This is a genomic window from Pseudomonas sp. BIGb0278 (genome assembly GCF_024809895.1).
GTDB lineage: Bacteria > Pseudomonadota > Gammaproteobacteria > Pseudomonadales > Pseudomonadaceae > Aquipseudomonas > Aquipseudomonas shirazensis.
Genome location: NZ_JANUEL010000010.1, coordinates 16,347 through 42,052, shown reverse-complemented (window position 1 = coordinate 42,052; position 25,706 = coordinate 16,347). Strand labels below are relative to the sequence as shown.

Genomic DNA, 25,706 nt, shown 5'->3' with positions numbered 1-25,706 from the left:
CCGCTGGCGATAGGTACGAGGCGTGGCGCAGCGATGGCTGATGACAGGTGCGAGCCAGTTTAAGCGCTGGCGGGGGCGCTGTCTGTGGCCAATTCGCCCATCCCCGTGCCGCGCATCAGCGTGTACGCAGCCCTGGCGCCTTACAAGCTGACCTTGCCCAGCAAGACGTCACGGAACATCGCGAAGTCGCCGATCAGGCTGTACCACGGATGATCGAACGTCGCTGGGCGATTCTTCTCGAAGACAAAATGCCCGATCCAGGCAAAGCCATATCCGGCAACCGGGATCAACAACAGCAACAACCATTTGCCGCTGGCAATGGTGTAGGCGAGCAGTGCTATCACCAGGCTGGTGCCGACGAAGTGCAGCCGCCGGCAGGTGGGGTTGCTGTGCTCGCCGAGGTAGAAGGGGTAGAACTCGGCAAAACTGCGAAACTGCGCTGTGCGGTCCATTATTTCGCTCCCTGAGCAACTGCTTATGGCGTGGGTACACGGCGTGGAGCCTGATTAGAGTCTAGAGTCATAGGCAAAGCGGGCCAGTGACAATAAGCGCCAATTGAGTATCCTTGGCATTCACCGCAGGAGCGGTCAGCACAAGAAGCCGGTTATGAGTGAAAGAACCACATCCGCCAGCTGGGCATCCGGCATCGTCAAGGCCCTCGAGCTGGAAGGCCTCGACTGCCAGGCCATGTTCAAGGAACTCGGCCTGGACTTCGCTGCGCTGGATGACCCGGACGCGCGCTTCCCGCAGGATTCGATGACCCGCCTGTGGCAACTGGCGGTCGATCTGTCGGGTAACCAGGCGATCGGCTTGAACATGGCGCGGGTGGTACGCCCGGCATCGTTTCATGTGGTCGGTTATGCGTTGATGTCCAGCCGTACCCTGGCCGAGGGCTTCGAACGGCTGGTGCGCTACCAGCGGATCATCGCCGAAAGCTCGGACCTGAGCTTCCGCCTCGGGCCTGAGGGTTACTCGCTGGTGCTGACCGTGCACGGCGATCACCTGCCGCCAACCCGCCACAGTGCCGAAGCCTCGCTGGCGTGCGCGCTGGCGCTGAGCAAATGGTTGAGCGGGCGACCGATCCAGCCGCGGCGCGTGCTTATCCAAGGGCCACAGCCTGACGACATCGAGCCTTACAAGGTAGCCTTTCACTCGCCGCTGGTATTTGGCGCTGCTCACGACGCGTTGGTGTTCGAGCGGGCCGATATGGAAGCGCCATTGCCCACCGCCAATGAAGCCATGGCGGTGTTGCATGACCGCTTTGCCGGCGAATATCTGGCCCGCTTCTCGGAAAGCCGCGTCACCCACCGGGTGCGGCAGGTGTTGTGCCGGATCCTGCCCCAGGGCGAGCCCAAACGCGAAACCGTGGCGCAGGCGCTGCACATGTCTCAGCGCACCCTGCAGCGGCGTTTGCAGGAGGAGGGCACCAGTTTCCAGACGCTGCTCGACGACACCCGTCGCGAGTTGGCCGAGCAGTACCTGGCCCAATCAGGCATGACCCTGCTCGAAACCGCCTACTTGCTGGGCTTTTCCGACCCGAGCAATTTCTACCGGGCATTTCGCCGTTGGTTCGACGCCACCCCCAGCGAATACCGCTCGCGGCTGGGCGCCGAGGCGGTCAGTGACGCCAGAACGCCGGCATACATAGAACCAGCACGGTGATGATTTCCAGCCGGCCGAGCAGCATGCCGCCGGCCAGGATCCACTTGGCGGCATCCGGTAAAGTGGCGTAGTTGCCCGCTGGGCCAATCACTTCGCCCAGGCCCGGGCCTACGCCGGACACAGTGCCCGCGGCGCCGGTCAGCGCTGTCATCCAGTCCACTCCCAGCAGCGACAGCAGCAGGGCGATTACGCAGATGGTGATGGCGAAGAAGAACGAGAAAGTCAGAATCGAGCGGACGATCTCTTCATCCAGGCGATGGCCGTTGTACTTCTGCTTGATCACCGCGCGCGGGTGGATCAGCTGATTGAGGCTGGCCTTGAGCAGGATGTAGGCAACCTGAAAGCGGAAAATCTTGATCCCGCCGGCCGTCGAGCCGGAGCAGCCACCGATAAAGCCCAGATAGAAAAACAGCATCAGCGAGAAGTTGCCCCACAGGCTGTAGTCGCCCAAGGCGAAACCGGTGGTGGTAACGATCGAGGTGACGTTCAGCGCGACGTGGCGCAGGGCATCCAGCCAGTGCAGTTCGGTGGTTGCCCAGTACCAGGTGCCAAGTACCAGCCAGGTGATCACCAGCAGGCCCAGCAAGCCCTGCACCTGTTGATCCTTGAACAGCGCTCGGCGATTGCCGCGCAGCGTCGCCACATACAGCGTGAACGGCATGCTGCCGAAGATCATCACCACTACCGCAACCCAGTGCACGGCCGGGATGTCCCACTTGGCCAGCGACAGGTCCGAGGTGGAAAAACCGCCGGTGGAGATCGCCGACATGGCGTGGTTGATCGCATCGAACAGGCTCATGCCCGCCCACCAGAACGCCAGGCTGCCGAGGAAGGTAATGCCGACGTACACCAGCACGATCGACTTGGCGACCATGTGCGAGCGCGGCATGACCTTCTCCGAGCGGTCAGAAGACTCGGTCTGGAACAGGCGCATGCCACCAATGCGCAGCAACGGCAAGATCGCCACCGCCATCGCGATAAAGCCGATACCACCCAGCCAGTGCAGCATCGAGCGCCACATGAGAATGCCAGGAGACATGGTGTCCAGCCCGCTCAACACCGTCGCACCGGTGGCGGTAATCCCCGACATGCTCTCGAAAAAGGCGTTGGTATAGCTGATGTGCTGAGTCAACAGGAACGGCAACGCCGCGAACACGCAGACGATCAGCCAACTGCTGACGGTGAGCAGGTACATGTCGCGTGGGCGCAGGTGCACGTGCTCGGGGCGGCCTGGGATGATCAGCGCCAGGCCGGCGATGAAGGTGATCAGGCTTGACCAGAGAAACGACGGCATGTCGCCGGTGCGTTCGAACACCAGCAGCGTGGCCATCGGCACGACCATGCTGACCGCCAGGGTGATCAGGAAGATGCCGATGATGAAACCAATGATTCTTAAGGTCGGCAACGCCATGTGATCTGCTCTGACTCGAATCGGAAAGGGCGCCATTCTACCTGTGGGGCTGGTTAAGTAAACGCCCTTGGCAGATGCAGCGGTGCTGCCATGGCAGGCGTCGATAGTGCAGAATGGCAGCACTTTTTATCTGCCAGGAGGGTAGCCGATGGAGGCTCTCGACGCATTGCTCAACCGTGTATCCGTGCCACGCCTGACCGAGCCGGCGCCCAATGCGGCGCAACGCGAGGGGTTGTTCCAGGCGGCGTTGCGTGCGCCGGACCACGGCCAGCTGCGCCCATGGCGCTTTCTGACCATCGAGGGCGAAGGCCGGGCCAAGCTTGGTGAGCTGTTTGCCGAAGCGCTGGCCAATAAAGGCGACGCCAGCCAGGCCGCACTGGACAAGGCGCGCGCCATGCCGCTGCGCGCACCGCTGCTGATCGTGGTTATCGCGCGTCTGCAGGATCACTTCAAGGTGCCCAAGTCCGAGCAGCGGCTGGCCGCCGGTTGCGCTGCCCACGGCATCCTCATCGCCGCCCATGCACAGGGTATCGGCGCTGTCTGGCGTACCGGCGACATGGCTTTCGACGCCCATGTTCATCAAGGCCTGGGGCTGGAGGCCAACGAGGAGTTGATAGGCTACCTGTACCTCGGAACGCCGCTCAACGAGCCCCGCACCGCGCCTGTGCTGGACACGGCCGACTTCGTCCGCGCCTGGGGCTGAGTCGTGCAAGGGGCGCTCTGCGCCCCGCCGCTTTCGGTGTAAAGGAGCGCTCGATCAACTGCCAACGACGGCCGTGACCGGGAACTCCAGACGAGCAACGAAGCCTCCCTGGGCATGGTTGCTCAGGATCAGGCTGCCACCATGCCGCTCGGCTGCACGCCGTGCTATCGCCAGACCAAGCCCATGACCGGCGGAGTCCTGTCCCGGTGCACGGAAGAACGGCTCGCCGAGTTGAGCAAGATACTCCGGCGCAACCCCTGGACCATGGTCACGCACAGTTATCAGCACCCGCTGCTGCTCAAGCCTGGCGCTGATCTCGATCGGTTTGCCGCTGGGATTGAAGCGCAATGCGTTGCGCACTAGGTTATCCACGGCGCGCTCGACCAGCGTCGGCCAGCCCTGCAAGGTCAGCCCGGGCGCGGCTTCCAGGCGAATCTCCTGCTCCGGCGCACTCAGTTGCGCGTCCTTGCGCACACTGCCCAGCAGAGCGTTGACGTCGATCGGCTCGACCAACGCCTGCTCGGCATCGACTCGGGCCAGGGCAAGAATCTCGCTGATCAGGTCTTCCAGTCGGTCGCATTCGCGGGTCAGGCGCGGCCACAGGGCTTGGCGCTGCTCGGGTTGCGCGCGTTCGGCCAGCGCCAGGGCGATACGCAGGCGCGCCAGCGGTGAGCGCAGCTCGTGCGAGACGTCGCGCAGCAACTGGCGCTGGCTGCCGATCAAACTCTGCAGGCGCGCGCCCATCTTGTTGAAGTCGGTCGCCAGCACGCCGAACTCGTCACGCCGGGCCGCCAGTTGGGCCAGGCTGTTCTGCTGGTAGCTGGTCTGGCCAAGGTCATGCACGGCGCCGCGCAGGCGGCTCAGCGGGCGGGTAATCGACAGCGTCACCAACAGGCTGAACAAGGTCAGCACCACCAGGGCGATGCCGAGCGCGCTGAGTGGCCAGAGCAGGCTTTCGCGGTGCCAGGCATCCAGCTCCGGGTGCGGGATGCGGTAGATCAGCAGGTAGGTCTCGCCGCTGCTGGGGCTGGTGTATTCCTCGGTCAATCGGCGCCACGGCAAGCGCCGCTGGTCATTGTGCTGGCGCGCTTCAAAATCGGCCGCACGGCGCGGGAAGGTGCCCGGCACCACCGCATCGCCGGCGTCGTTGAGTACCTGCACATCGACCTTGTAGCGCTGCTTGCGCCGTTCTAGAAAGCGCTGGGCCGAGGCCACGCCGTCTTGTTCATAGTGCTGTGCCCAGCCGCTGGCCAGGGTATTCAGGCCTGGGTGACGGCTGAGGATCCAGTTGTCCTGGTTGAGCATATGGCCAAGCAGGATCGACAGCCCTGCGACCAGGGCGATGGCTAGCCAGAAACTGGCCAGGATGCGCCAGAACAATGAACGCAAGACGAGACCTCCACAAACGAGAAAAGCCCGGCCCGCTTCTGAGCGGGCCGGGCAGTGGGTTACAGCTTACTGAGCCTTGCCGGCTTTTTCAGCTTTCCAGGCCTGGAATTCCTTCCATTCAGCCTTGCGTGCAGCGCGTTCTTTCTGCTGCGCGTCGAACATCTTCTGTTGCTCGGGCTTGAGCAGGCCGCGGATCTCGCTGTCGGTCTTGTCGTGACGGGCCTTGAGCTCGTCCTGCATGGCTTTTTTATCGGCCGCCGGCAGTTTGTCCAGGTAGCGCTTGGTAATCTCGCGCTGGGCTTTCATGCCGTCGCCCTTGAGCTTGCCGATCTGCTGGCGTTGCTCCGGAGTCAGGTCGAGCTGGGCGTAAGGCGCATTGCCGCGGTGATGCGGGCCGTCGTGACGTGGACCGCCGTCTGGCATGGCCATGGCTACGGTTGGCAGGGCAGCGGCAAACATCAGAGCGATCAGGGTCTTGCGCATGGTGTTTCTCCTCTCATGGGCCGGTTGTTACCGGATGAGCCCAGTTTAGGGAGATCAAGGTCAGGCGCAGTCAGGTCAAGGTAAAGGCAAGGTAAAGAGGTTGCAGGGCGTTGCGGCTCATTAGAGCGAAAGGCAAGCCGCGTCGCGCGGCTTGCCTGTGTCTGCTGCAGGGCTCAGAGGCTGTAGTAATAGCCACGGCTGCGCAGGGCGACGATGCGCGGGCGGCCGTCGGGGTGGGGCCCAACTTTACGGCGCAGGTTGCTCACGTGCATGTCCAGGCTGCGGTCATACAGCGTCAGTTTGCGGCCAAGGCTGATCTGGGCCAGCTCCTGTTTGTCCAGCGGCTCGCCAGGCTGGCGCAGCAGCGCCTCGAGGATGCGGCTCTCGGACAAGGTCAAGGTCATCTCGCGACCTTCGACGCTGACCACGCCACGGGCTGGGCTGAACGCCAGATCGCCGATTTCGACCTGGCTGCTCGGCGCTGCCGGGTGGCTGCGGCGCAATACGGCGCGCAGGCGGGCGGTCAGCTCGCGGGGGTCGCAGGGTTTGGCCAGGTAATCGTCGGCGCCCAGTTCCAGGCCGAGGATCCGGTCCAATGGCTCGCCGCGTGCCGAGAGCATCAGCACCGGCAGTTCGGCGTGCTCGCTGCGCAGCTGCTTGAGCAGCTCGAGGCCGCTGCCATCGGGCAACATCACGTCCAGCACCACGGCCGCCGGCGCGCATTCGGCCAGGGCCTGACGCGCACTGCGGCCATCATGGCAAGCCCGCACTACAAAACCTTCCTGGGTCAGCCAGCTGCAAAGCAGCTCGCAGAGCTCCTGGTCATCATCAATCAGTAACAGCTCGCTCATGACTCACTCAATTCAACCATTGACGGCGTCTTCTGTGTCCGCCAGTGGCAAAGATACCGCAGACTACCGAGAACAGTGCAACGTCTGCGCCAATTACGCAGCACATTTGTCGGTTCGGCGGTGTTGACTGAGGGGTATCGGCCGCTCGTCGGATTAGATGAGGGCGATTGGATGCCGGCCCTGCGGGCAGGGCCGGCAGGTGCAGCGGGTTATGGCATGACCTGCTTGAACGGCTTGACCACCACCTTGTCATACACGCCCGCAGCCACGTACGGGTCGGCATCGGCCCAGGCTTGCGCTGCAGCCAGGCTGTCGAACTCGGCGACGATCAGGCTACCGGTAAAGCCGGCAGCGCCCGGGTCATTGCTGTCGATGGCCGGGTGTGGCCCAGCCAGGACCACGCGGCCTTCGCCTTGCAGCTGCTGCAGGCGCTCGATATGCGCAGGGCGCGCGGCCAGGCGTTTGTCCAGAGAGTTGGCGACGTCGCTGGAGATGATGGCGTAGAGCATGTCAATCCTCGGTCTTGGGGGTAGTTGAGTCGCTGTCGTGCAGGTGGCGCGACAGGTAGACGCCTTGGGCGACCAGGAAGATCACGGTCATGCCGAGGCTGCCGAACACTTTGAAGTCGACCCAGAAGTCCTGGAAGGTAAAGGCCACGAACAGGTTGGCCGCACCGCAGATCAGGAAGAAGCAGATCCACGCCAGGTTCAGCCGTGCCCAGATCGCATCCGGCAGGGTCAGGGCGTGACCCATGATGCGTTTGATCAGCACCCGATCACCGATGAAGTAGCTGCCGGCAAAAGCCAGGGCAAACAACCAGTTGACCACCGGGGCTTTCCATTTAAGGAAGGTTTCGCTGTGGAAAGCCAGGGTCAGGCCGCCGAACAGCAGGCATGCGAGCAGGGTCAGCCATTGGCCTTTTTCCAGCTTGCGCTGGCGGATCAGCAGCGCGCCGTAGACCACCAGCGAGCTTGCGATCAACACCGCAGTGGCGCTGTAGATACCGCCGAATTCGAAGCTGTGACCGGCTACTTCGAGTGGGCGCGGGTCGAGCTTGTAGACGATGAAAAACAGCAGCAACGGAATGAAATCGACGAATTGTTTCACAATGGCAGCCAGAAGCGGGATGTGACGGCATAATATCAAACATCGATTCCAGCGAAAGCGCTCCTCCATGAATGTTGATCTGCACTGTCACAGCACGGCCTCCGACGGCGCCCTGGCGCCTTCGATTCTGGTCGCCCGCGCCCACGAGCACGGCGTGCAGACTTTCGCCCTGACCGATCACGACACCATCGAAGGCCTGCCCGAGGCCCGCCAGGCCTGCATTGAACGGGGTATGCACTGGGTCAGCGGCATCGAGTTGTCGTGCACCTGGGGCGGCGCGACCATCCACATATTGGGTTACGATTTTCCTCTCGATGCGCCGCCGTTGCTGAGCGCAATCGAAGCTTTGCACCGTGGTCGCTGGCTGCGCGCCGAAGAAATCGACCGACGCCTGGCTGCCAAGGGCATGCCCAACACCCTCGAAGGTGCTCGCGCGGTGCAGCAAGAACTCGGCGACAGCGGCAATGCTCCGGCGCGGCCGCACTTTGCCGACTACCTGGTGCGTGCCGGACACGTCAAGGACCGCGGCGAAGCGTTTCGCAAATGGCTCGGTGCCGGCAAGCTGGGCGATGTGAAGCTGCATTGGCCTACACTCGAGGAAACTGTCGCGACCCTGCGCCAGTCCAACGCTTGGGTAAGCCTGGCGCATCCGATGCACTACGAACTGACCCGCAGCAAGCGTAGACGGCTGATTGCCGACTATATTCAAGCAGGCGGGCAGGCACTTGAAGTGGTCAACGGCATGATGCCGGCTGAGCAGGTGGGCACCATGTCCATCCTTACCCGTGAGTTCGGCCTGCTGGCAAGCGCTGGCAGTGATTTCCACGGCCCCGGCACCTGGGGCGAGATCGGTGCCTATCGGCCATTGCCTGAGGACCTGCCACCTCTGTGGCGTCGATTCAAGCATGAGCAGCCTATGGCGGTTTGAACAGGACGATTTAGTGAGCCAATTTTTCCAGATTCATGCGGAGAACCCGCAGCCGCGCCTGATCAAACAGGCAGTGGAAATCATTCGCAAGGGTGGGGTGGTGGTCTATCCGACCGACTCCGCCTATGCCATGGGTTGCCAGATCGGCGACAAGAGCGCCATCGAACGGGTGCGCCGTTTGCGCCAGCTCGACAAGAACCACAACTTCACCCTGCTGTGCTGCGACCTCTCGCAAATGGGCTTGTTTGCCAAGATCGACACTTCCACGTTCCGCCTGCTCAAGGCGCATGTGCCGGGGCCGTATACCTTCATCCTCAATGCCACGCGCGAAGTACCGCGCTTGTTGCTGCATGAAAAACGCCGCACCATCGGCCTGCGCGTGCCGTCCAATCCGATCGTGCTGGCGTTGCTGGCCGAGCTGGGCGAGCCATTGATGAGCGTCAGCCTGATCATGCCCGGCGACGAAGAGCCGATGAATGACCCCTACGAGATCCGCCAGGCGCTGGAACATCACGTCGACCTGATCATCGACGGCGGCTTTGGCAACGTCGAAGGGTCGACGGTGATCAACCTCAGCGGCGACGAGCCTGAAGTGATCCGGGTTGGCTGTGGCGATCCGACGCCGTTCCTGGTGGATGCGTGAATCAACTGGCGCAGCCCGAGGCAGCGGCCAGCGATCTTTCAGTACCGCAGCAACTGCAGCTGGCGCTGGTGTATGGCGAGGCGGTTACCGAGCTGCCGCTGGACCTATACATCCCTCCGCATGCGCTTGAAGTGATTCTTGAGGCATTTGAAGGCCCGCTCGATCTGCTGCTGTACCTGATTCGCAAGCAGAACATCGACATCCTTGATATTCCCGTCGCGGAAATCACCCGCCAGTACATGACCTACGTCGAGCTGATGAAGTCGGTGCGCCTCGAACTGGCCGCAGAATACCTACTGATGGCCGCCATGCTGGCCGAGATCAAGTCGCGCATGCTGTTGCCGCGCTCCAGCGAGGTTGAAGAGGAGGAGGGCGATCCGCGGGCTGAGCTGATCCGCCGCTTGCAGGAGTACGAGCGGTTCAAGGCCGCAGCCGAGGGCATCGACACCCTCGCCCGGGTTGGCCGCGACGTGATCATTCCCAGGCTGGACGCACCGCAGGCGCAGGTGCGCAAATTGCTGCCCGATGTCAGCCTGGAAGAGATTCTGCTGTCGATGGCTGAAGTCATGCGCCGCAATGACCTGTTCGAGAGCCACCAGATCAGCCGCGAGACACTCTCTACCCGTGAGCGTATGAGTGAGGTGCTCGAGCGCCTCAAGGGCGGCGCCTTTGTGCCCTTTGTCGAGTTGTTCACCGTCGAAGAGGGCAAGCTTGGCGTGGTGGTTACCTTCATGGCGATTCTGGAGCTGGTTAAGGAATCGCTGATCGAACTGGTGCAGAATGAGCCCTTCGCCCCGATCCATGTCCGTGCGCGGACCGACTGAAACAAGCCGACCCAACTCCAATGAACCTGAATGAACCGCGCGACCTGGCGTCGCTGATCGAGGCTTTTCTGCTGGCCTCGGGCAAGCCACAATCGCTTGAACGGCTGTACGAGCTGCTCGATGAAACCGAGCGTCCGGCACCGGCTGTCTTCAAGAAGGCCCTCGAATTGCTGGCCAAGTCCTGCAATGGCCGCGCCTTTGAGCTCAAAGAGGTCGCCAGTGGCTATCGCCTGCAGATCCGCGAGAACTTTGCGCCTTGGGTAGGCCGGCTCTGGGAAGAACGGCCGCAGCGTTACTCGCGGGCCCTGCTCGAAACCATGGCACTGATTGCCTACCGCCAGCCCATCACTCGCGGCGAGATCGAAGACGTGCGTGGTGTGGCGGTCAACACCAACATCGTCAAGACGCTGATGGAGCGCGAGTGGATCCGCATCGTCGGCTACCGTGAAGTGCCGGGGCGCCCAGCGATGTTTGCCACTACCAAGGCGTTTCTCGATCACTTCAACCTGAAGAGCCTTGACCAGTTGCCAGCCCTGGCCGAGCTTCGCGAGATGGAGCCCGAGCCCCTGCTTGACCCGGACGACGCCCCGGTGCCGGCGCATCTGCAGGCGTTGGCTGATGCCAGCCTGGGCGAGCAAGAGGTGGGCGAGCCGCCGACCGAGACCAGCTTCCGCAGCCTGCTGGTCGAGCTGGATGCGATGGAAGAAGGTCTGAAGATTGATTTTGAAGACCTGCCCGAGGCGCAGCCTGATCCGTTGCCCGAAGATGACGCCGAACTGAGTTGACCGTTCGGCGCAAAGCCTGGCTGCCTGCGTAAAAGGCGCTACTCTGCAGTGCGCTTGGCTGATGAACCGCGTATAGTGCGCGCCCCTCTGGCCCATTCGTGGCCAGATACCGCATTTCATTCTTACACCGGGAGGTGCCCAGATGAGTGACAAAGAGCTGCTCGATACCCAACCTATTCCTCCATCCGGCGAAAAACTGCAAAAAGTTCTCGCCCGCATCGGCGTGGGCTCGCGTCGGGATGTCGAGGCCTGGATCAGCCAGGGCCGGATCAAGGTCAACGGCGTTGCCGCGACCCTTGGTCAGCGTGTCGACATGCATGACGCGATCTCGGTCGATGGCAAGCTGATCAAGCGCGTGGAGGCCTCCGAGGCCACCCGCCGGGTGATCATGTACAACAAGCCAGATGGCGAAATCTGCACCCGTGACGACCCGGAAGGCCGTCCAACCGTGTTCGATCGCCTGCCACGGCCGAAAGAGGGCCGCTGGATCAACATCGGTCGTCTCGACATCAACACCACCGGCCTGCTGCTGTTCACCACTGATGGCGAACTGGCCAACCGCCTGATGCACCCATCCTACGAGATGGACCGCGAGTACGCGGTACGTGTGCGCGGCGAAGTCGACGACGAAATGCTCGATCGACTCAAGGCTGGTGTAGTGCTTGAAGATGGCCCGGCGAAGTTCACCGACATCCAGAAAGCGCCGGGTGGCGAAGGCTTCAACCATTGGTACCACTGCGTGGTGATGGAAGGCCGTAACCGCGAAGTACGTCGCCTGTGGGAGTCGCAAGGTGTGATCGTCAGCCGTCTGAAGCGTGTGCGCTTCGGTCCGGTGTTCCTCAACTCCGACCTGCCAATGGGTCGCTGGCGCGAAATGAGCCAGTACGAAATCGACATCCTTGCCGCTGAAGTGGGCCTGCAGCCGGTTGCGCTGCCGACCTTGAACCTCAAGGCCAAGGACAAGATGGAGCGTATGCAGCGCAAGTCCAGCCGTCCGCTGGGCCGTGGCGAACGCGTACGCAATCTGCGCCCGGCGCAGGAAGGCCAGGCCGAGCGCCCGGCCCGTGCGCCGCGTGAAGACAGCGCGGCTGCGCGCAAGGGCAGCCGTGCCCCGGTCGCCAGTGCGGTAGCCGAGCGTCCGAGCGATGTACGCAAGCGCACCAACAAGCCTGATGGTGCCCGCACCAGTGGCGGTCGCCCAACTGGCGGCAAGCCTGCTGGCGGTGGTCGCGGCAAGCCGCGCGGCTGATAGCGTGTGATCTGGGGCCGCTTTGCGGCCCCAGTGGTTTCGATGGCAAACCCAGGCGCAATGCCTGGCAACTTTTCCATCCGCCTCGTAAAGAAATCCTTACGGAATCTCCCGATTCCCCAAGCAAACGCTCCCCGCGTAACGCAAACTTGCCAAACCCCCGCCGCAGAGCCCTCCCTGCACCCAACCAGGCCCTTGCCCAGTGCCCCGCAACACGCTGATATAGCCCCATGCCCTGTGCACAGCCCGGCCAAAGAGCCCGGCTAATAAAACAACAAATGGAGGCGCAATGTACGCCGATCAGTTCGCCACAACTGGCTCTTCCCACCGGATCGGTGCGCTTTTCCTACAGGAAATGACGCATCGCGTTGACGCCTGCGCGCTTGCGAGGGTATACAATGCGCCGCGTTTTACCTGTGACCCCCTTGCGTACCGCGCATTTCTGCTGACTCCCGGCTGACCGATCCTGGGCCTGTTGCCCGTCGCGTCCCGTGAATCCAGAAAAAATCCAAGGTAACCACCTTGCCCATTCCGCTGCGCCACGAGTGCGGTGGGTCCGATTCCGTCACAGATAAAAACAAGCAGGTGACTTCGTTCATGAGTGGACAAATCAAGCAGTCAGGCGAGCTCAAGCGGGGCCTGAAAAACCGCCACATCCAGTTGATCGCCCTCGGCGGCGCGATTGGTACCGGCCTGTTCCTCGGCTCAGCCGGAGTGATGGCGTCTGCCGGCCCGTCGATGATCCTCGGCTACGCCATCTGCGGCTTCATTGCCTTCATGATCATGCGCCAACTCGGCGAGATGATTGTCGAGGAGCCTGTGGCAGGTTCCTTCAGCCACTTTGCGCACAAGTACTGGGGCGGTTTTGCCGGCTTCCTGTCGGGCTGGAACTGCTGGGTGCTGTACATCCTGGTGGGCATGTCGGAGCTGTCGGCAGTGGGCAAGTACGTCCATTACTGGTGGCCAGAGATACCGACCTGGGTCACCGCGGCGGCGTTCTTCCTGCTGATCAACGCCATCAATTTGATGAACGTGAAGGTGTTCGGCGAGACCGAGTTCTGGTTCGCGATCATCAAGGTCGTGGCCATCGTCGGCATGATCGGCCTGGGCGCCTACATGCTCACCTCAGGCAGTGGCGGCCCGGAAGCGTCGGTCACCAACCTGTGGGTGCATGGCGGGTTCTTCCCCAACGGCGTAACGGGGCTGGTGATGGCGCTGGCGATCATCATGTTCTCGTTCGGCGGCCTGGAGATGCTCGGTTTTACGGCGGCCGAGGCTGACAAGCCGAAAACCGTCATCCCCAAGGCGATCAATCAGGTCATCTATCGCATCCTGATCTTCTATATTGGCGCGCTGGTGATCCTGCTCTCGCTGACCCCTTGGAATACCCTGGTCGCCAGCATCGAAGCCGCCGGCGGCAGCTACGGCAGCAGCCCGTTCGTGCAGGTGTTCTCGCTGCTGGGTAGCGACGTTGCTGCGCACCTGCTCAACTTCGTGGTATTGACCGCGGCGCTGTCGGTGTACAACAGCGGCACCTACTGCAATGCGCGCATGCTCTACGGCATGGCCGAGCAGGGCGATGCGCCAGCAGGCCTGGCCAAGATCGACAAGCGCGGCGTGCCGGTTCGTTCGATTCTGGCTTCGGCAGCGGTCACCCTGGTAGCGGTGCTGCTCAACTACTTCATGCCGCAGCATGCGCTCGAGCTGCTGATGTCGCTGGTAGTGGCCGCGCTGGTGATCAACTGGGCGATGATCAGCTTCTCGCACCTCAAGTTCCGCCAGCACCTTGACCGTACTGGCCAGAAACCGCTGTTCAAGGCGTTGTGGTACCCCTACGGCAACTACCTGGTGATGGCTTTTGTGGTGCTGATCCTCGGCACCATGCTGATGATCCCGGGTATCCAGGTGTCGGTCTACGCCATCCCGGTATGGCTGCTGGTGATGTACCTGGCCTATGTCCTCAAGGGCGGCAAACGTGCCGGTCCTGCCGAGGCAGTTGTAGAGAGCGTGGCCAAGTAAACGGTCGCGGGCTTTACCCAAAACCCGATGTCAGGTCACTGACATCGGGTTTTTTATTCGCTGCAGATCAGATCTGCGCCAGCAACCAGCTACGGAATGCCCGCAGCGAGGGCAACGCTTCGTTGCGCGGCGGATAGATCAGGTAGTAGCTGCGTTGGCTGGCAAAAGCTGCGCCGGGGCTGTACAGCTCGCCCTTGGCCAATTCTTCCTCGACCAGAATCCGCGGCACCAGGCCAATGCCGATGCCGGCGCGCACCGCCTGGATCAGATGCGAGGTCAGCTCGAAGCTCGGCCCCAGGCGCATCGATCGGTGTGGCAGCTCCTGATGGGAGAACCATTCGCCCCATGCATGAGGGTTGTTGGCCACGTTCAGCATTACTTCCTGGCTGATCCGGGTTGGGTCCCACTGCTGGCCATCGCGGGCTGCGTCCGGCGGCAAGATCACCAGCAGTTGCTCGGCATGCAGGCGATGGCAGATCAGCCCGGGCAAGTCATTGCTGGCCACGCCGATGGCGGCGTCGATTTCGCTGGTGTCGAAATTGATCGCTTCGATGCGCGAATGAATATGCACCAGCATGCCCGGGTGCGCCGCGTAAAACTCATGCAGGCGTGGCAGCAGCCATTTCGAGCCGAAGGTGGGCAGGGTGGCCAGCCGCAGTGTGCCCACGCCGGACTGGTACGCCAAGGCCTGCAAGGTCGCGCTGCGGATGCGCCCGAGCGCCTCGCTGAGCTCGCCCTGGTACAGCCGGCCGACGTCGGTGAGCTGCACCTGACGGCCCTCGCGGCGAAACAGCGTCAGGCCCAGTTGCTGTTCCAGCGCCTGGACCTGGCGGCTGACCGCGCTTTGGGTTAGCGACAGCTCGGCGGCGGCGCGGGTGTAGCTCTCATGCCGGGCGGCTGCCTCGAAGGCCAGCAGCAGTGACATCGAGGGCGTCAGGTGGCGGTAATTCATTCATAAAGCTCATCAATAGCGGCAGGAATATCCGTTTGCCCCCAGCGGCAAACTACAGGAACATTGGCCTATTCGTCATCAGTGCCTGCGCGATGCATGCCGCAATGACAGGTTTACCGTGAATCAGCCCATATCAAGAGGCCATCCAACGATGATCGCCCAGTTGCACACCAGCGCGCCTGCCGCCAATTACCCAGAATTCCTCGAAGCCCTGCGTGGCAGTGGCTTCGCCGGCCAGATCAGCGCCGACTACGCCACCCGTACCGTGCTCGCGACCGACAACTCGATTTACCAGCGCCTGCCGCAGGCGGCGGTGTTTCCGTTGCACGCAGACGACGTGGCCAAGGTTGCAGCACTGATGAGCGAGCCGCGCTTTGCCGGCATCAAGCTGACCCCGCGCGGCGGCGGCACTGGTACCAATGGCCAGTCGCTGACCGATGGCATCATCGTCGACCTGTCGCGGCACATGAACAACATCCTCGAGATCAACGTCGAGCAGCGTTGGGTGCGGGTCCAGGCGGGTGTGGTCAAAGACCAGCTCAATGCTGCGCTCAAACCGCACGGGTTGTTCTTCGCCCCCGAGCTGTCTACCTCAAACCGCGCCACCGTTGGCGGCATGATCAACACCGATGCCAGCGGCCAGGGCAGTTGCACCTACGGCAAGACTCGCGACCACGTGCTCGAACTGCACAGCGTGCTGCTCGGCGGCGAACGCCTGCACAGCCTGCCGATCGATGACGCTGCGCTGGAGCAGGCCTGTGCCGCACCCGGCCGCGCCGGTGAGGTGTATCGCATTGCTCGCGACATTCATGAAACCCAGGCAGAACTGATCGAGACCACCTTCCCCAAGCTCAATCGCTGCCTGACCGGCTATGACCTTGCGCACCTGCGCGACGAGCAGGGCCGCTTCAACCTCAATAGCGTGCTGTGCGGCGCCGAGGGTTCGCTGGGCTATGTGGTCGAAGCCAAGCTCAACGTGCTGCCGATCCCCAAATACGCAGTGCTGGTCAACGTGCGCTACAGCAGCTTCATGGATGCTCTGCGCGATGCCAATGCGCTGATGGCGCACAAGCCGCTGTCGATCGAAACGGTCGATTCCAAGGTGCTGCTGCTGGCGATGCAGGATATCGTCTGGCACAGCGTCGCCGAGTACTTCCCGGCGGATGCCGAGCGGCCAACCCTGGGCATCAACCTGATCGAGTTCTGCGGTGATGACCCTGCCGAGGTGAATGCCCGGGTGCAGGCTTTCATCGGCCATCTGCAGACTGACAAAGGTGTAGAACGGCTCGGCCACACCCTGGCCGAGGGCGCCGAGGCGGTCACCCGCGTATACACCATGCGCAAGCGCTCGGTCGGCCTGCTGGGCAACGTCGATGGCGAAGTGCGCCCGCAGCCGTTTGTCGAAGACACCGCAGTGCCGCCCGAGCAGTTGGCCGACTACATTGCCGAGTTCCGCGCGCTGCTCGACAGCTATGGCCTGGCCTATGGCATGTTCGGCCACGTCGATGCCGGCGTACTGCACGTGCGCCCGGCATTGGACATGAAAGACCCGGCCCAGGCGGCGCTGGTCAAACCGATCTCGGATGCAGTGGCAGCGTTGACCAAGCGCTACGGTGGGCTGCTCTGGGGCGAGCATGGCAAGGGCCTACGCTCGGAATACGTGCCGGAGTATTTCGGCGCGCTGTACCCAGCCTTGCAGCGCCTGAAGGGCGCGTTCGATCCGCACAACCAGCTCAACCCCGGCAAGATCTGCACCCCGCCGGACAGCGCCGAAGGCCTGACCAAGGTCGATGGCGTGACCCTGCGTGGTGACCTCGACCGGACCATCGACGAGCGCGTCTGGCAGAGCTTTGGCAGCGCGGTGCACTGCAACGGCAACGGCGCCTGCTACAACTACGACCCCAACGACGCCATGTGCCCGTCCTGGAAGGCCACCCGCGAGCGCCAGCATTCGCCCAAGGGCCGTGCCTCGTTGATGCGCGAGTGGCTGCGCCTGCAAGGGGCGGCGGATATCGACGTGCTGGCTGCGGCACGCAGCAAGGTCTCCTGGCTCAAGGGCTTGCCGACGCGGCTGCGCAACAACCGTGCACAGCAGCAGGGGGAGGTCGACTTTTCCCACGAGGTGTACGACGCAATGGCGGGTTGTCTGGCCTGTAAATCCTGTGCAGGCCAGTGCCCGATCAAGGTCAACGTGCCGGACTTCCGCTCGCGCTTCCTTGAGCTGTACCACGGCCGTTACCAGCGGCCACTGCGCGATTACTTGATTGGCTCGCTGGAATTCAGCATCCCGTACTTGGCCCACGCGCCGGGCCTGTATAACGCGGTGATGGGCTCGAAGTGGGTCAGCAAGTTGCTGGCCGACAAAGTCGGCATGGTCGACAGCCCATTGATCAGCCGCTTCAACTTCCAGGCGACGCTGACCCGTTGCCGTGTGCAGATGGCCACTGTGCCGACCCTGCGCGAACTGACCCCCGCCCAGCGCGAGCGCAGCATCGTGCTGGTGCAGGATGCCTTCACCCGCTACTTCGAAACGCCGCTGTTGGCGTCATTCATCGAGCTTGCCCACCGCCTCGGCCACCGTGTTTTCCTCGCGCCCTACAGCGCCAACGGCAAGCCGCTGCACGTGCAGGGCTTCCTCGGTGCGTTCGCCAAGGCGGCGATCCGCAACGGCAGCCAGCTCAAGGCACTGGCCGACTGTGGCGTGCCATTGGTAGGCCTGGACCCGGCCATGACCCTGGTGTATCGCCAGGAATACCAGAAGGTCGAGGGGCTGCAGGACTGCCCGAAAGTGCTGTTGCCGCAGGAATGGCTGATCGATGTGCTGCCTGAGCAAGTGCCAGCCACTGGCGCCAACTTCCGCTTGATGGCGCACTGCACCGAGAAAACCAACGTACCGGCCAGCACTCGGCAATGGGAGCAGGTCTTCGCACGTATGGGCCTGACATTGGTCACCGAGGCCACCGGCTGCTGTGGCATGTCTGGCACTTATGGGCATGAGGCGCGCAACCAGCAGACCTCGCGGACTATCTTCGAGCAGTCGTGGGCGACCAAGCTGGATAAACAGGGTGAGCCCCTGGCGACTGGCTATTCCTGCCGCAGTCAGGTCAAGCGCCTGGCTGACAAGCAGTTGCGCCATCCGCTCGAAGTCGTGCTGCAGTTTGCCCTGCGCTGAATTTCAGCGAGGTGGAGGGAGTCATGGAGAGGTGACCGCAGGAGGGGGCGGTAGGTCTGTCTGATGAGGCTGGGCTTGCCAGCTGCACTCTGGACGGTGTGAAAACGTGATGAAGTGGGGTTTCCCGTGTTCAGCCGTTTTCACACTGCCGTGCGCGGTTATTCCTGATCAGCGCTGGATGTATCGTCGCCATTCTGCTCGACGGCTGGCGTCGGTTCAGAGTGGGCGGCAACGGTGTGCTCTTCGGGGTTCAGGCTTGGGAAGGGATGATTCGGGATCTCATGCATCTCGTCGTCCTCGCAAGTGTGAGTTGAAAAGGCTGCGCCAGGCGCGTGTGTGGCTTTGAAAAAGCTTGGGCAGGATACAGCAGTCGACATGACAGTTTGAACTTTTTGCCGATCAGCTGTCGGCTAGCGGGCGGATATCGGACGCAGCGCGTGGCAGGGGATGCAGTTGAAACGGCAAGCGCCCGCAGAGTCCACGGCCTCTGCAGGCGCTGCCAGGCAGGTTACTTGCGGCCTTCGGCGTTCTTGGCCACTTCATCGGTGCGGGCGCACATGATGAAGTCATTGCGGTGCAGACCTTTGATCGAATGGCTCCACCAGGTCACAGTGACTTTGCCCCATTCGGTCATCAGGCCAGGGTGGTGGCCTTCGGCTTCGGCGATTTCGCCAACGGCATTGGTAAAGGCCAGGGCGTGCTTGAAATTCTTGAACAGGAATACCCGTTCCAGCTCCATATGGCCGTCACGCACTTCGATGTTCCAATCGGGGATCTGCCGGATCAGCTCGGGCAGTTCGGCTTCGCTGACCTGCGGGGCGTCGGCGCGGCAGGCTTCGCAGTGGGCTTGATTCAAGGCATTCATGGTGTGGTTCCAATTCGAGTTGTTATCGTCAAGGTGGCTTCAGGCAGCAACCTTGGGTGGAAACTTGGGTGCGTGCAGGCCCAGCTGCATGCCCTGGTGGACCATGCCCATGATGTCTTCATGGGCCAGGTCGAACAGGCGCTTGAGGTTGGGCAGGACGAAGTACACCGGCTGCAGGATATCGATGCGATAAGGCGTGCGCATCGCCTCGATCGGGTCGAAGGCCTGATGCTCAGGCTCGCTGGACAGACTGTAGACGGTCTCCTTGGGTGAGGAGAGGATGCCGCCGCCGTAGATACGTTGGCCTTGCGCGGTATCCATCAAGCCGAATTCGATGGTCATCCAGTACAGCCGGGCCAGGTACACCCGCTCTTCCTTGGTCGCAGCCAGGCCCAGCTTGCCATAGGTGTGGGTGAATTCGGCGAACCATGGGTTGGTCAGCAGCGGGCAGTGGCCGAAGATTTCATGAAAGATATCCGGCTCTTGCAGGTAGTCCAGTTCTTCACGGGTGCGGATGAAGGTAGCCACCGGGAAGCGCTTGCTGGCAAGCAGTTCGAAAAAGGTCTGGAACGGGATCAATGCTGGCACGCGTGCAACCTGCCAGCCCGTGGTGGCGCCAAGCACTTTGTTGATCTCGCCCAACTGGGGAATGCGCTCATGGGGCAGCTTGAGCTGCTCGATGCCGTCCAGGTACTCCTGGCACGCACGGCCTTCAATCACCTTTAACTGGCGGGTAATCAAGGTATTCCAGACTGCGTGCTCGTCTTGCGGGTAGTCGATAAAACCGTTCGCATCGGGCTCGCGGGCCACGTAGTGCGTCTGTTTCATGTGGCTCTCCTGGTGAGGGCTTTATTGTTTTGATTGCGACTGCCCCTAGGAATATCCCGATGCCGAAGGTTTTGCATCGGCTTAACGCGCACGTTAACCCGCTTCCGGCCGCGGTTTCGTAACGTTAATTTTACAAAATGTCGGTGATCCCGGAAAATCGCGGCCATGCGCGGTAGCTAAGCGCTATTTTTGTCAGCTTATCTTTACGACTTTTCTGCGTGCCGGTTAAAAATCGGCAGCTTCGAGATCTCTACATGCGTATCAAAGTGCATTGCCAGAACCGCATCGGCATCCTGCGGGACATCCTCAACCTGCTGGTGGAGTACGGCATCAACGTGCTGCGGGGGGAGGTGGGCGGCGACCATGGCAACGCGATCTACCTGCATTGCCCGAACCTGGTGAACCTGCAGTTTCAGGCGTTACGGCCCAAGTTCGAAGCCATCACCGGCGTATTCGGCGTCAAGCGGGTCGGCCTGATGCCCAGTGAGCGCCGGCACATGGAGCTTAACGCCCTGCTGGGCGCGCTCGAGTTTCCGGTGCTGTCGGTGGACATGGGCGGCAGCATCGTCGCCGCCAACCGGGCCGCCGCGCAGTTGCTGGGCGTGCGTGTGGATGAGGTGCCGGGCTTGCCGCTGGCGCGCTATGTCGAGGACTTTGACCTGCCTGAACTGGTCCGCGCCAACCAGTCGCGGATCAACGGCCTGCGGGTCAAGCTCAAGGGCGATGTGTTTCTGGCAGATATCGCGCCGCTACAGTCCGAGCACGATGAAAGCGAAGCGCTGGCCGGTGCTGTGTTGACCCTGCACCGCGCCGACCGCATCGGCGAGCGTATCTACAATGTGCGCAAGCAGGAGCTGCGCGGCTTTGACAGTATCTTCCAAAGCTCGAAAGTAATGGCGGCGGTAGTGCGCGAGGCGCGGCGCATGGCCCCTCTGGATGCGCCACTGCTGATTGAAGGTGAAACCGGCACGGGCAAGGAGCTGCTGGCGCGCGCCTGTCACCTGGCCAGCCCGCGCGGCCAGGCGCCGTTGATGGCGCTCAACTGTGCCGGCTTGCCGGAGTCGATGGCCGAGACCGAGCTGTTTGGCTACGGCCCGGGCGCATTCGAAGGTGCCCGCGCCGAGGGCAAGCTCGGTCTGCTCGAGCTGACCGCAGGCGGCACCTTGTTCCTCGATGGCGTTGCCGAGATGAGCCCGCGTCTGCAGGTCAAGCTGCTGCGCTTTTTGCAGGACGGCTGCTTTCGTCGGGTCGGCAGTGATGAAGAGGTATACCTGGATGTACGGGTCATCTGCGCGACCCAGGTGGACTTGTCCGAGTTGTGCGCGCGGGGTGAGTTCCGCCAGGACCTGTACCACCGCTTGAACGTGCTCTCGCTGCACATTCCGCCGCTGCGTGAATGCATGGATGGCCTGGACGGCTTGGTCGAGCATTTTCTGGATCAAGCCAGCCGGCAGATTGGCTGCCCACTACCCAAGTTGGTGTCGGCGGCCATGGATAAACTCGCGCACTATCACTGGCCGGGCAATGTGCGCCAACTTGAGAATGTACTGTTTCAAGCCGTTTCATTGTGTGAGGGCGGTGTGGTTAAAAGTGAGCATATCCGTTTGCCGGATTATGGTGTGCGCCAACCGTTGGGCGAGTTTTCCCTGGAGGGGCAACTTGCTGATATTGTCGGGCGTTTTGAAAGGGCGGTGTTGGAATCGTTGTTGGCGGAGTTTCCAAGTAGTCGTGCGTTGGGTAAACGCTTGGGTGTTTCACATACGACCATCGCCAATAAGTTGCGAGAATATGCGCTGGGTAAATCAGCGGATCAATAGTGCGGATTAAGCGAAAGGGGCCTTGCGGGCCCCTGTTTCATGCTGCTTAACCGTTCGAGCAGCCGTTGCCCATCACTCGGTATTCGAGAATGTGCTGTTGGCCCTGCGAGTCCTCATAGGTCATGCGGGCTGGAACCACTTCGCAGACATTGGGCACCGCGCTCATCGAGATAACACGGGCGATGTCCAGGTGCTGCGAGTAGTTGTACTGTTCAACCGGGATCTGCTTGGCGTTGTTTGCAAGGTCGTCGGCCAGTGCCGCGGTGCTGCAAAGAGTGCCAAGTGCCAATACCAGTAACGCTTTCATTTTCAGTTTACCTATACAGGGGCGAGAGGGTGCACGCAGCGCGTGTGGCGCTGCGCGTAAAACGATAATCAAGGGTTTTAATTATCTTGGGATTAACACCTGCCGGGTGGGGGCTACTGTCGGAAGTTAATCGCCTTGCCGTTGTTGGCGAGATGAATTTTAGGCCGCGGTGTACGGCTGAAACAGAGCGGGTTTTGATAAAGACTGTTGGCAGATTCTGTAACAATCCTGCGCCGCTGTGCTGTGACCAGACTGGCGAAGTGCTGGCATGGCTGATCTAGAGCCATCGCTGAGGGAGCAGTGGGTAAAGGAGGGGCACGCTACTACCAACGTCGAATGGCCCTGAGCACTCTGTTACAGTTAAAAACGGTTCCATACAAAAACAACTATTACACCGAGGTATCACAGATGAGTGCGGCTCCACTGTATCCCGTTCGTCCCGAGGTTGCGGCGACCACCCTGACCGACGAGGCCACCTACAAGGCCATGTACCAGCAATCGGTGATCAACCCCGATGGTTTCTGGCGCGAGCAGGCTCAGCGGCTGGACTGGATCAAGCCGTTCACCAAGGTCAAGCAGACCTCGTTCGACGACCATCATGTCGATATCAAATGGTTCGCCGATGGCACCCTCAACGTTTCCTACAACTGCCTGGACCGTCACCTTGAAGAGCGTGGCGATCAGGTAGCAATCATCTGGGAGGGCGACGACCCTTCCGAGAGCCGCAACATCACCTACCGCGAACTGCACGAGCAGGTCTGCAAGTTCGCCAACGCCTTGCGTGGCCAGGACGTGCACCGCGGTGACGTGGTGACCATCTACATGCCGATGATTCCCGAAGCTGTGGTCGCCATGCTGGCCTGTGCCCGCATCGGTGCGATCCATTCGGTAGTCTTCGGTGGTTTCTCGCCAGAAGCACTTGCGGGGCGGATCATCGACTGCAAGTCGAAGATCGTCATCACTGCCGACGAGGGCCTGCGTGGCGGTCGCCGTACCCCGCTCAAGGGCAACGTCGACCTGGCACTGACCAACCCGGAAACCAGCAGCGTGCAGAAGATCATCGTCTGCAAGCGCACCGGTGGCGACATCGCCTGGCACCAGCATCGCGATATCTGGTACGAAGACCTGATGAAGGTTGCTTCCAGCCACTGTGCACCGAAAGAAATGGGCGCCGAAGAAGCACTGTTCATCCTCTACACCTCAGGTTCCACCGGCAAGCCAAAGGGCGTCTTGCACACCACCGGCGGCTACATGGTTTACGCCGCGCTGACCCATGAGCGGGTATTCGACTACCGCCCGGGTGAAGTCTACTGGTGCACCGCCGACGTCGGCTGGATCACCGGCCACAGCTACATCGTCTACGGCCCGCTGGCCAACGGCGCTACCACCGTGTTGTTCGAGGGTGTGCCAAACTATCCGGACATCACTCGTGTGTCGAAGATCATCGACAAGCACAAGGTCAATATCCTCTACACCGCACCGACCGCGATCCGCGCAATGATGGCTGAGGGGCAGGCTGCAGTCGAAGGTGCCGATGGCTCAAGCCTGCGCCTGCTCGGCTCGGTCGGCGAGCCGATCAACCCGGAAGCCTGGAACTGGTACCACCAGGCCGTAGGCAAGGGCCGTTGCCCGATCGTCGACACCTGGTGGCAGACCGAAACCGGCGGCATCCTCATCAGCCCGCTGCCAGGCGCGACTGGCCTCAAGCCGGGCTCGGCGACGCGGCCGTTCTTCGGTGTGGTGCCGGCGCTGGTCGACAACCTCGGCAACCTGATTGATGGTGCGGCCGAGGGTAACCTGGTGATTCTCGATTCGTGGCCAGGCCAGTCGCGCTCGCTGTATGGGGATCATGACCGCTTCGTCGATACCTATTTCAAGACCTTCCGCGGCATGTACTTCACCGGTGACGGCGCCCGTCGCGACGAAGATGGCTACTACTGGATCACCGGTCGTGTGGATGACGTGCTCAACGTTTCCGGCCACCGCATGGGTACCGCCGAGATCGAAAGCGCGATGGTCGCTCATGCAAAGGTCGCCGAGGCGGCGGTGGTGGGTGTGCCGCACGACATCAAGGGGCAGGGCATCTATGTCTATGTCACCCTCAACTCCGGTATCGAGCCTAGCGAGCAGTTGCGCCTTGAGCTGAAAAACTGGGTGCGCAAGGAGATCGGCCCGATTGCTTCGCCGGATGTTATCCAGTGGGCGCCAGGGCTGCCGAAGACCCGCTCGGGCAAGATCATGCGACGGATCCTGCGCAAGATCGCCACGGCTGAGTACGATGCCTTGGGTGATATTTCGACCTTGGCCGACCCTGGTGTGGTGCAGCATTTGATCGACACGCACAAGTCGATGAACCTGGCTTCGGCTTGATCAATCGGTGTGGAGGGTGCGCGCAGCAGCCCCACTCCCCAAAGCCCCGCTTCGGCGGGGTTTTTGCATTCTGTTACTTCGACATTCATCGGTAACCGATTTTGTCACCGGCGGCGCACCAAGGCGGGGCGTGGCTACCCACACGGGCCCCAAAACAGGGCTGCCGTGGCTGTCAGCAAAACCGATGACACGCTGCACTTGCCGTATTACAAGGCTTTGCCAATAATAGGCGCACTTATTGCTTCGTTTACAGGTTGTTTCCTTTTCGCTCTTGCATAAATCGTAAGGGCTGTCAATATCGCCCGCTACTGTTTCATGCGCTTCTATAACTAGTTGTCGCTTTGAAGAAATATCGACTAACGGGCTGTCGTTAGAATGCCACTCACTCGCTCGTGGTCTGCGGCCCTGGTCGATACCTCTCGCGGCTTGCGTTGTACCCATTCGCATTCGGGCAGCTGTTACCCCCTGCCTTGTATTGCCCCGTACCGATGGAGTTACCTGATGAAGAAGCTTGCACTGCTTGGCGCCCTGGCGCTGTCCGTGTTTTCCCTGGTATCGCACGCCGATGAAAAACCGCTGAAAATCGGTATCGAGGCCGCTTACCCTCCGTTCGCCTTCAAGCAGCCTGATGGCAGCATTGCCGGCTTTGACTACGACATCGGCAATGCCCTGTGCACCGAGATGAAGGTCAAGTGCACCTGGGTCGAGCAAGAGTTCGACGGCCTGATCCCGGCACTCAAGGTGCGCAAGATCGACGCGATCCTGTCGTCGATGTCGATCACCGACGATCGCAAGAAGTCGGTCGACTTCACCAATCGCTACTACCTGACCCCGGCACGTCTGGTGATGAAAGACGGCACCACCGTCAGCGACTCGCTGGCCGAGCTCAAGGGCAAGAAGATCGGCGTGCAGCGCGGCTCGATCCACAACCGCTTCGCCAATGAAGTACTGGCCCCGCAAGGCGCAACTGTCGTGCCTTACGGCACGCAGAACGAAATCTACCTGGATGTCGCTGCCGGTCGTCTCGATGGCACTGTCGCCGACGCCACCCTGCTCGAAGACGGCTTCCTCAAGACCGACGCCGGCAAGGGCTTTGCCTTTGTAGGTCCGGCCTTCACCGACGCCAAGTACTTCGGCGACGGCATCGGTATCGCCGTGCGCAAGGGTGACAAGGCCAACCTCGATCGGATCAACGCTGCCATTGCCGCGATTCGCGCCAACGGCGAGTACAAGAAGATCCAGGACAAATACTTCAATTTCGACATCTACGGGCCTGAGGCCAAGTAAGACGTCGGACCGCAACTGTGCAATGGTGCAAACAGCAGAGGCTCTGAGGTTTGC

Annotated in this window: 23 protein-coding genes and 1 pseudogene; 12 read left to right on the top strand and 12 right to left on the bottom strand. The window is 61.7% G+C overall.

All coding sequences use genetic code 11. From position 1 onward, the window contains the following. Positions 1–140 precede the first annotated feature (140 nt). Positions 141–452, bottom strand: a complete 312-nt coding sequence (locus tag M2396_RS23930; protein ID WP_101317662.1) for a DUF962 domain-containing protein — start codon at positions 450–452, stop codon at positions 141–143. 154 nt (positions 453–606) lie between these two features. Between M2396_RS23930 and M2396_RS23925 the strand changes: the two genes are divergently transcribed. Further along, on the top strand, positions 607–1,662 hold the full coding sequence (locus tag M2396_RS23925) for an AraC family transcriptional regulator (protein WP_259078977.1): 1,056 nt from the start codon (positions 607–609) through the stop codon (positions 1,660–1,662). On the opposite strand, the gene M2396_RS23920 is transcribed toward M2396_RS23925, so the two are convergent. Beyond that, positions 1,619–3,073 (bottom strand): TrkH family potassium uptake protein, encoded by a 1,455-nt coding sequence (locus M2396_RS23920; RefSeq protein WP_150569813.1) that lies wholly within the window; start codon positions 3,071–3,073, stop codon positions 1,619–1,621. The genes M2396_RS23925 and M2396_RS23920 overlap by 44 nt on opposite strands. 148 nt (positions 3,074–3,221) lie before the next feature. Between M2396_RS23920 and M2396_RS23915 the strand changes: the two genes are divergently transcribed. Continuing rightward, positions 3,222–3,776, top strand: coding sequence for an NAD(P)H nitroreductase (locus M2396_RS23915; RefSeq protein WP_101317668.1), 555 nt, complete (start codon positions 3,222–3,224; stop codon positions 3,774–3,776). Between the two features lie 54 nt (positions 3,777–3,830). Here the strand turns inward: M2396_RS23915 and M2396_RS23910 are convergent, their stop codons facing one another. The 6 genes and pseudogenes from M2396_RS23910 to M2396_RS23885 all read right to left on the bottom strand — a co-directional run bounded on the left by M2396_RS23910 (position 3,831) and on the right by M2396_RS23885 (position 7,606). After that, positions 3,831–5,165, bottom strand: a complete 1,335-nt coding sequence (locus tag M2396_RS23910) for a HAMP domain-containing sensor histidine kinase (protein ID WP_150572177.1) — start codon at positions 5,163–5,165, stop codon at positions 3,831–3,833. Positions 5,166–5,231: 66 nt separating this feature from the next. After that, positions 5,232–5,648, bottom strand: a complete 417-nt coding sequence (locus M2396_RS23905) for a Spy/CpxP family protein refolding chaperone (RefSeq protein WP_101317672.1) — start codon at positions 5,646–5,648, stop codon at positions 5,232–5,234. A gap of 173 nt (positions 5,649–5,821) precedes the next feature. Beyond that, complete coding sequence (locus tag M2396_RS23900) at positions 5,822–6,499, bottom strand: response regulator transcription factor (protein WP_101317674.1); 678 nt, start codon at positions 6,497–6,499, stop codon at positions 5,822–5,824. A 7-nt stretch (positions 6,500–6,506) separates the two neighbouring features. Beyond that, positions 6,507–6,590 (bottom strand): annotated as a pseudogene (locus M2396_RS23895) (translation initiation factor 2); the annotation flags it as partial. Positions 6,591–6,708: 118 nt separating this feature from the next. Next, positions 6,709–7,008 (bottom strand): YciI family protein, encoded by a 300-nt coding sequence (locus tag M2396_RS23890; protein ID WP_150569811.1) that lies wholly within the window; start codon positions 7,006–7,008, stop codon positions 6,709–6,711. A 1-nt stretch (position 7,009) separates the two neighbouring features. Beyond that, positions 7,010–7,606, bottom strand: a complete 597-nt coding sequence (locus tag M2396_RS23885; protein ID WP_186698563.1) for a septation protein A — start codon at positions 7,604–7,606, stop codon at positions 7,010–7,012. 67 nt (positions 7,607–7,673) lie between these two features. Between M2396_RS23885 and M2396_RS23880 the strand changes: the two genes are divergently transcribed. The 6 genes from M2396_RS23880 (at position 7,674) to M2396_RS23855 (ending at position 14,054) form a co-directional block, all read left to right on the top strand. Further along, positions 7,674–8,534 (top strand): PHP domain-containing protein, encoded by an 861-nt coding sequence (locus M2396_RS23880; RefSeq protein WP_101317681.1) that lies wholly within the window; start codon positions 7,674–7,676, stop codon positions 8,532–8,534. A 13-nt stretch (positions 8,535–8,547) separates the two neighbouring features. After that, the gene (locus tag M2396_RS23875) at positions 8,548–9,177 is read left to right on the top strand and encodes an L-threonylcarbamoyladenylate synthase (protein ID WP_101317683.1); all 630 of its coding nucleotides are present in this window, start codon (positions 8,548–8,550) and stop codon (positions 9,175–9,177) included. Positions 9,178–9,287: 110 nt separating this feature from the next. Next, positions 9,288–10,001, top strand: coding sequence for a ScpA family protein (locus M2396_RS23870; protein ID WP_181088302.1), 714 nt, complete (start codon positions 9,288–9,290; stop codon positions 9,999–10,001). A 20-nt stretch (positions 10,002–10,021) separates the two neighbouring features. Then, a complete protein-coding gene (gene scpB, locus M2396_RS23865) occupies positions 10,022–10,786 on the top strand; it encodes an SMC-Scp complex subunit ScpB (RefSeq protein ID WP_150569809.1) in 765 nt (254 codons plus the stop codon). Positions 10,787–10,928: 142 nt separating this feature from the next. Beyond that, entirely contained in the window at positions 10,929–12,035 is a 1,107-nt protein-coding gene (gene rluB, locus M2396_RS23860; RefSeq protein ID WP_101317687.1) for a 23S rRNA pseudouridine(2605) synthase RluB, read from the top strand. A 597-nt stretch (positions 12,036–12,632) separates the two neighbouring features. Then, complete coding sequence (locus M2396_RS23855; protein ID WP_101317689.1) at positions 12,633–14,054, top strand: amino acid permease; 1,422 nt, start codon at positions 12,633–12,635, stop codon at positions 14,052–14,054. A gap of 67 nt (positions 14,055–14,121) precedes the next feature. Here M2396_RS23855 and M2396_RS23850 read toward each other — a convergent pair whose 3' ends face one another. Then, the gene (locus M2396_RS23850) at positions 14,122–15,006 is read right to left on the bottom strand and encodes a LysR substrate-binding domain-containing protein (protein ID WP_259078975.1); all 885 of its coding nucleotides are present in this window, start codon (positions 15,004–15,006) and stop codon (positions 14,122–14,124) included. Between the two features lie 151 nt (positions 15,007–15,157). On the opposite strand from M2396_RS23850, the gene M2396_RS23845 reads away from it, so the two are divergent. Continuing rightward, a complete protein-coding gene (locus M2396_RS23845) occupies positions 15,158–18,178 on the top strand; it encodes an FAD-binding and (Fe-S)-binding domain-containing protein (protein WP_259078974.1) in 3,021 nt (1,006 codons plus the stop codon). A 508-nt stretch (positions 18,179–18,686) separates the two neighbouring features. Here M2396_RS23845 and M2396_RS23840 read toward each other — a convergent pair. Together M2396_RS23840 and phhA are read right to left on the bottom strand one after the other, a co-directional pair. Beyond that, positions 18,687–19,043 carry a 4a-hydroxytetrahydrobiopterin dehydratase gene (locus M2396_RS23840; protein ID WP_101317695.1) on the bottom strand — a complete coding sequence of 119 codons (357 nt, stop codon included), beginning with the start codon at positions 19,041–19,043 and terminating at the stop codon, positions 18,687–18,689. A gap of 39 nt (positions 19,044–19,082) precedes the next feature. After that, the gene (gene phhA / locus M2396_RS23835; protein ID WP_181088171.1) at positions 19,083–19,871 is read right to left on the bottom strand and encodes a phenylalanine 4-monooxygenase; all 789 of its coding nucleotides are present in this window, start codon (positions 19,869–19,871) and stop codon (positions 19,083–19,085) included. A gap of 254 nt (positions 19,872–20,125) precedes the next feature. Here phhA and M2396_RS23830 point away from each other — a divergent pair, with 254 nt between their 5' ends. Continuing rightward, a complete protein-coding gene (locus M2396_RS23830) occupies positions 20,126–21,688 on the top strand; it encodes a sigma-54-dependent transcriptional regulator (protein WP_103436599.1) in 1,563 nt (520 codons plus the stop codon). Positions 21,689–21,734: 46 nt separating this feature from the next. Here M2396_RS23830 and M2396_RS23825 read toward each other — a convergent pair whose 3' ends face one another. Further along, a complete protein-coding gene (locus M2396_RS23825; RefSeq protein WP_101317702.1) occupies positions 21,735–21,995 on the bottom strand; it encodes a DUF2790 domain-containing protein in 261 nt (86 codons plus the stop codon). 408 nt (positions 21,996–22,403) lie between these two features. Here M2396_RS23825 and acs point away from each other — a divergent pair, with 408 nt between their 5' ends. Then, positions 22,404–24,365 carry an acetate--CoA ligase gene (acs, locus tag M2396_RS23820; RefSeq protein WP_150569805.1) on the top strand — a complete coding sequence of 654 codons (1,962 nt, stop codon included), beginning with the start codon at positions 22,404–22,406 and terminating at the stop codon, positions 24,363–24,365. A gap of 501 nt (positions 24,366–24,866) precedes the next feature. Beyond that, entirely contained in the window at positions 24,867–25,652 is a 786-nt protein-coding gene (locus M2396_RS23815; RefSeq protein ID WP_101317704.1) for an ABC transporter substrate-binding protein, read from the top strand. The last annotated feature ends 54 nt before the right edge of the window (positions 25,653–25,706 follow it).

Excerpts from the sequence above, each read along its gene's own strand:
- M2396_RS23930 (WP_101317662.1), bottom strand. The coding sequence starts at position 452 with ATGGACCGCACAGCGCAGTTTCGCAGTTTTGCCGAGTTCTACCCCTTC.
- phhA (WP_181088171.1), bottom strand. The coding sequence starts at position 19,871 with ATGAAACAGACGCACTACGTGGCCCGCGAGCCCGATGCGAACGGTTTT.
- acs (WP_150569805.1), top strand. The coding sequence starts at position 22,404 with ATGAGTGCGGCTCCACTGTATCCCGTTCGTCCCGAGGTTGCGGCGACC.
- M2396_RS23825 (WP_101317702.1), bottom strand. The coding sequence starts at position 21,995 with ATGAAAGCGTTACTGGTATTGGCACTTGGCACTCTTTGCAGCACCGCG.
- M2396_RS23850 (WP_259078975.1), bottom strand. The coding sequence starts at position 15,006 with ATGAATTACCGCCACCTGACGCCCTCGATGTCACTGCTGCTGGCCTTC.
- M2396_RS23905 (WP_101317672.1), bottom strand. The coding sequence starts at position 5,648 with ATGCGCAAGACCCTGATCGCTCTGATGTTTGCCGCTGCCCTGCCAACC.
- rluB (WP_101317687.1), top strand. The coding sequence starts at position 10,929 with ATGAGTGACAAAGAGCTGCTCGATACCCAACCTATTCCTCCATCCGGC.
- M2396_RS23890 (WP_150569811.1), bottom strand. The coding sequence starts at position 7,008 with ATGCTCTACGCCATCATCTCCAGCGACGTCGCCAACTCTCTGGACAAA.
- M2396_RS23840 (WP_101317695.1), bottom strand. The coding sequence starts at position 19,043 with ATGAATGCCTTGAATCAAGCCCACTGCGAAGCCTGCCGCGCCGACGCC.
- M2396_RS23815 (WP_101317704.1), top strand. The coding sequence starts at position 24,867 with ATGAAGAAGCTTGCACTGCTTGGCGCCCTGGCGCTGTCCGTGTTTTCC.
- scpB (WP_150569809.1), top strand. The coding sequence starts at position 10,022 with ATGAACCTGAATGAACCGCGCGACCTGGCGTCGCTGATCGAGGCTTTT.
- M2396_RS23915 (WP_101317668.1), top strand. The coding sequence starts at position 3,222 with ATGGAGGCTCTCGACGCATTGCTCAACCGTGTATCCGTGCCACGCCTG.
- M2396_RS23920 (WP_150569813.1), bottom strand. The coding sequence starts at position 3,073 with ATGGCGTTGCCGACCTTAAGAATCATTGGTTTCATCATCGGCATCTTC.
- M2396_RS23830 (WP_103436599.1), top strand. The coding sequence starts at position 20,126 with ATGCGTATCAAAGTGCATTGCCAGAACCGCATCGGCATCCTGCGGGAC.
- M2396_RS23855 (WP_101317689.1), top strand. The coding sequence starts at position 12,633 with ATGAGTGGACAAATCAAGCAGTCAGGCGAGCTCAAGCGGGGCCTGAAA.
- M2396_RS23845 (WP_259078974.1), top strand. The coding sequence starts at position 15,158 with ATGATCGCCCAGTTGCACACCAGCGCGCCTGCCGCCAATTACCCAGAA.
- M2396_RS23900 (WP_101317674.1), bottom strand. The coding sequence starts at position 6,499 with ATGAGCGAGCTGTTACTGATTGATGATGACCAGGAGCTCTGCGAGCTG.
- M2396_RS23925 (WP_259078977.1), top strand. The coding sequence starts at position 607 with ATGAGTGAAAGAACCACATCCGCCAGCTGGGCATCCGGCATCGTCAAG.
- M2396_RS23880 (WP_101317681.1), top strand. The coding sequence starts at position 7,674 with ATGAATGTTGATCTGCACTGTCACAGCACGGCCTCCGACGGCGCCCTG.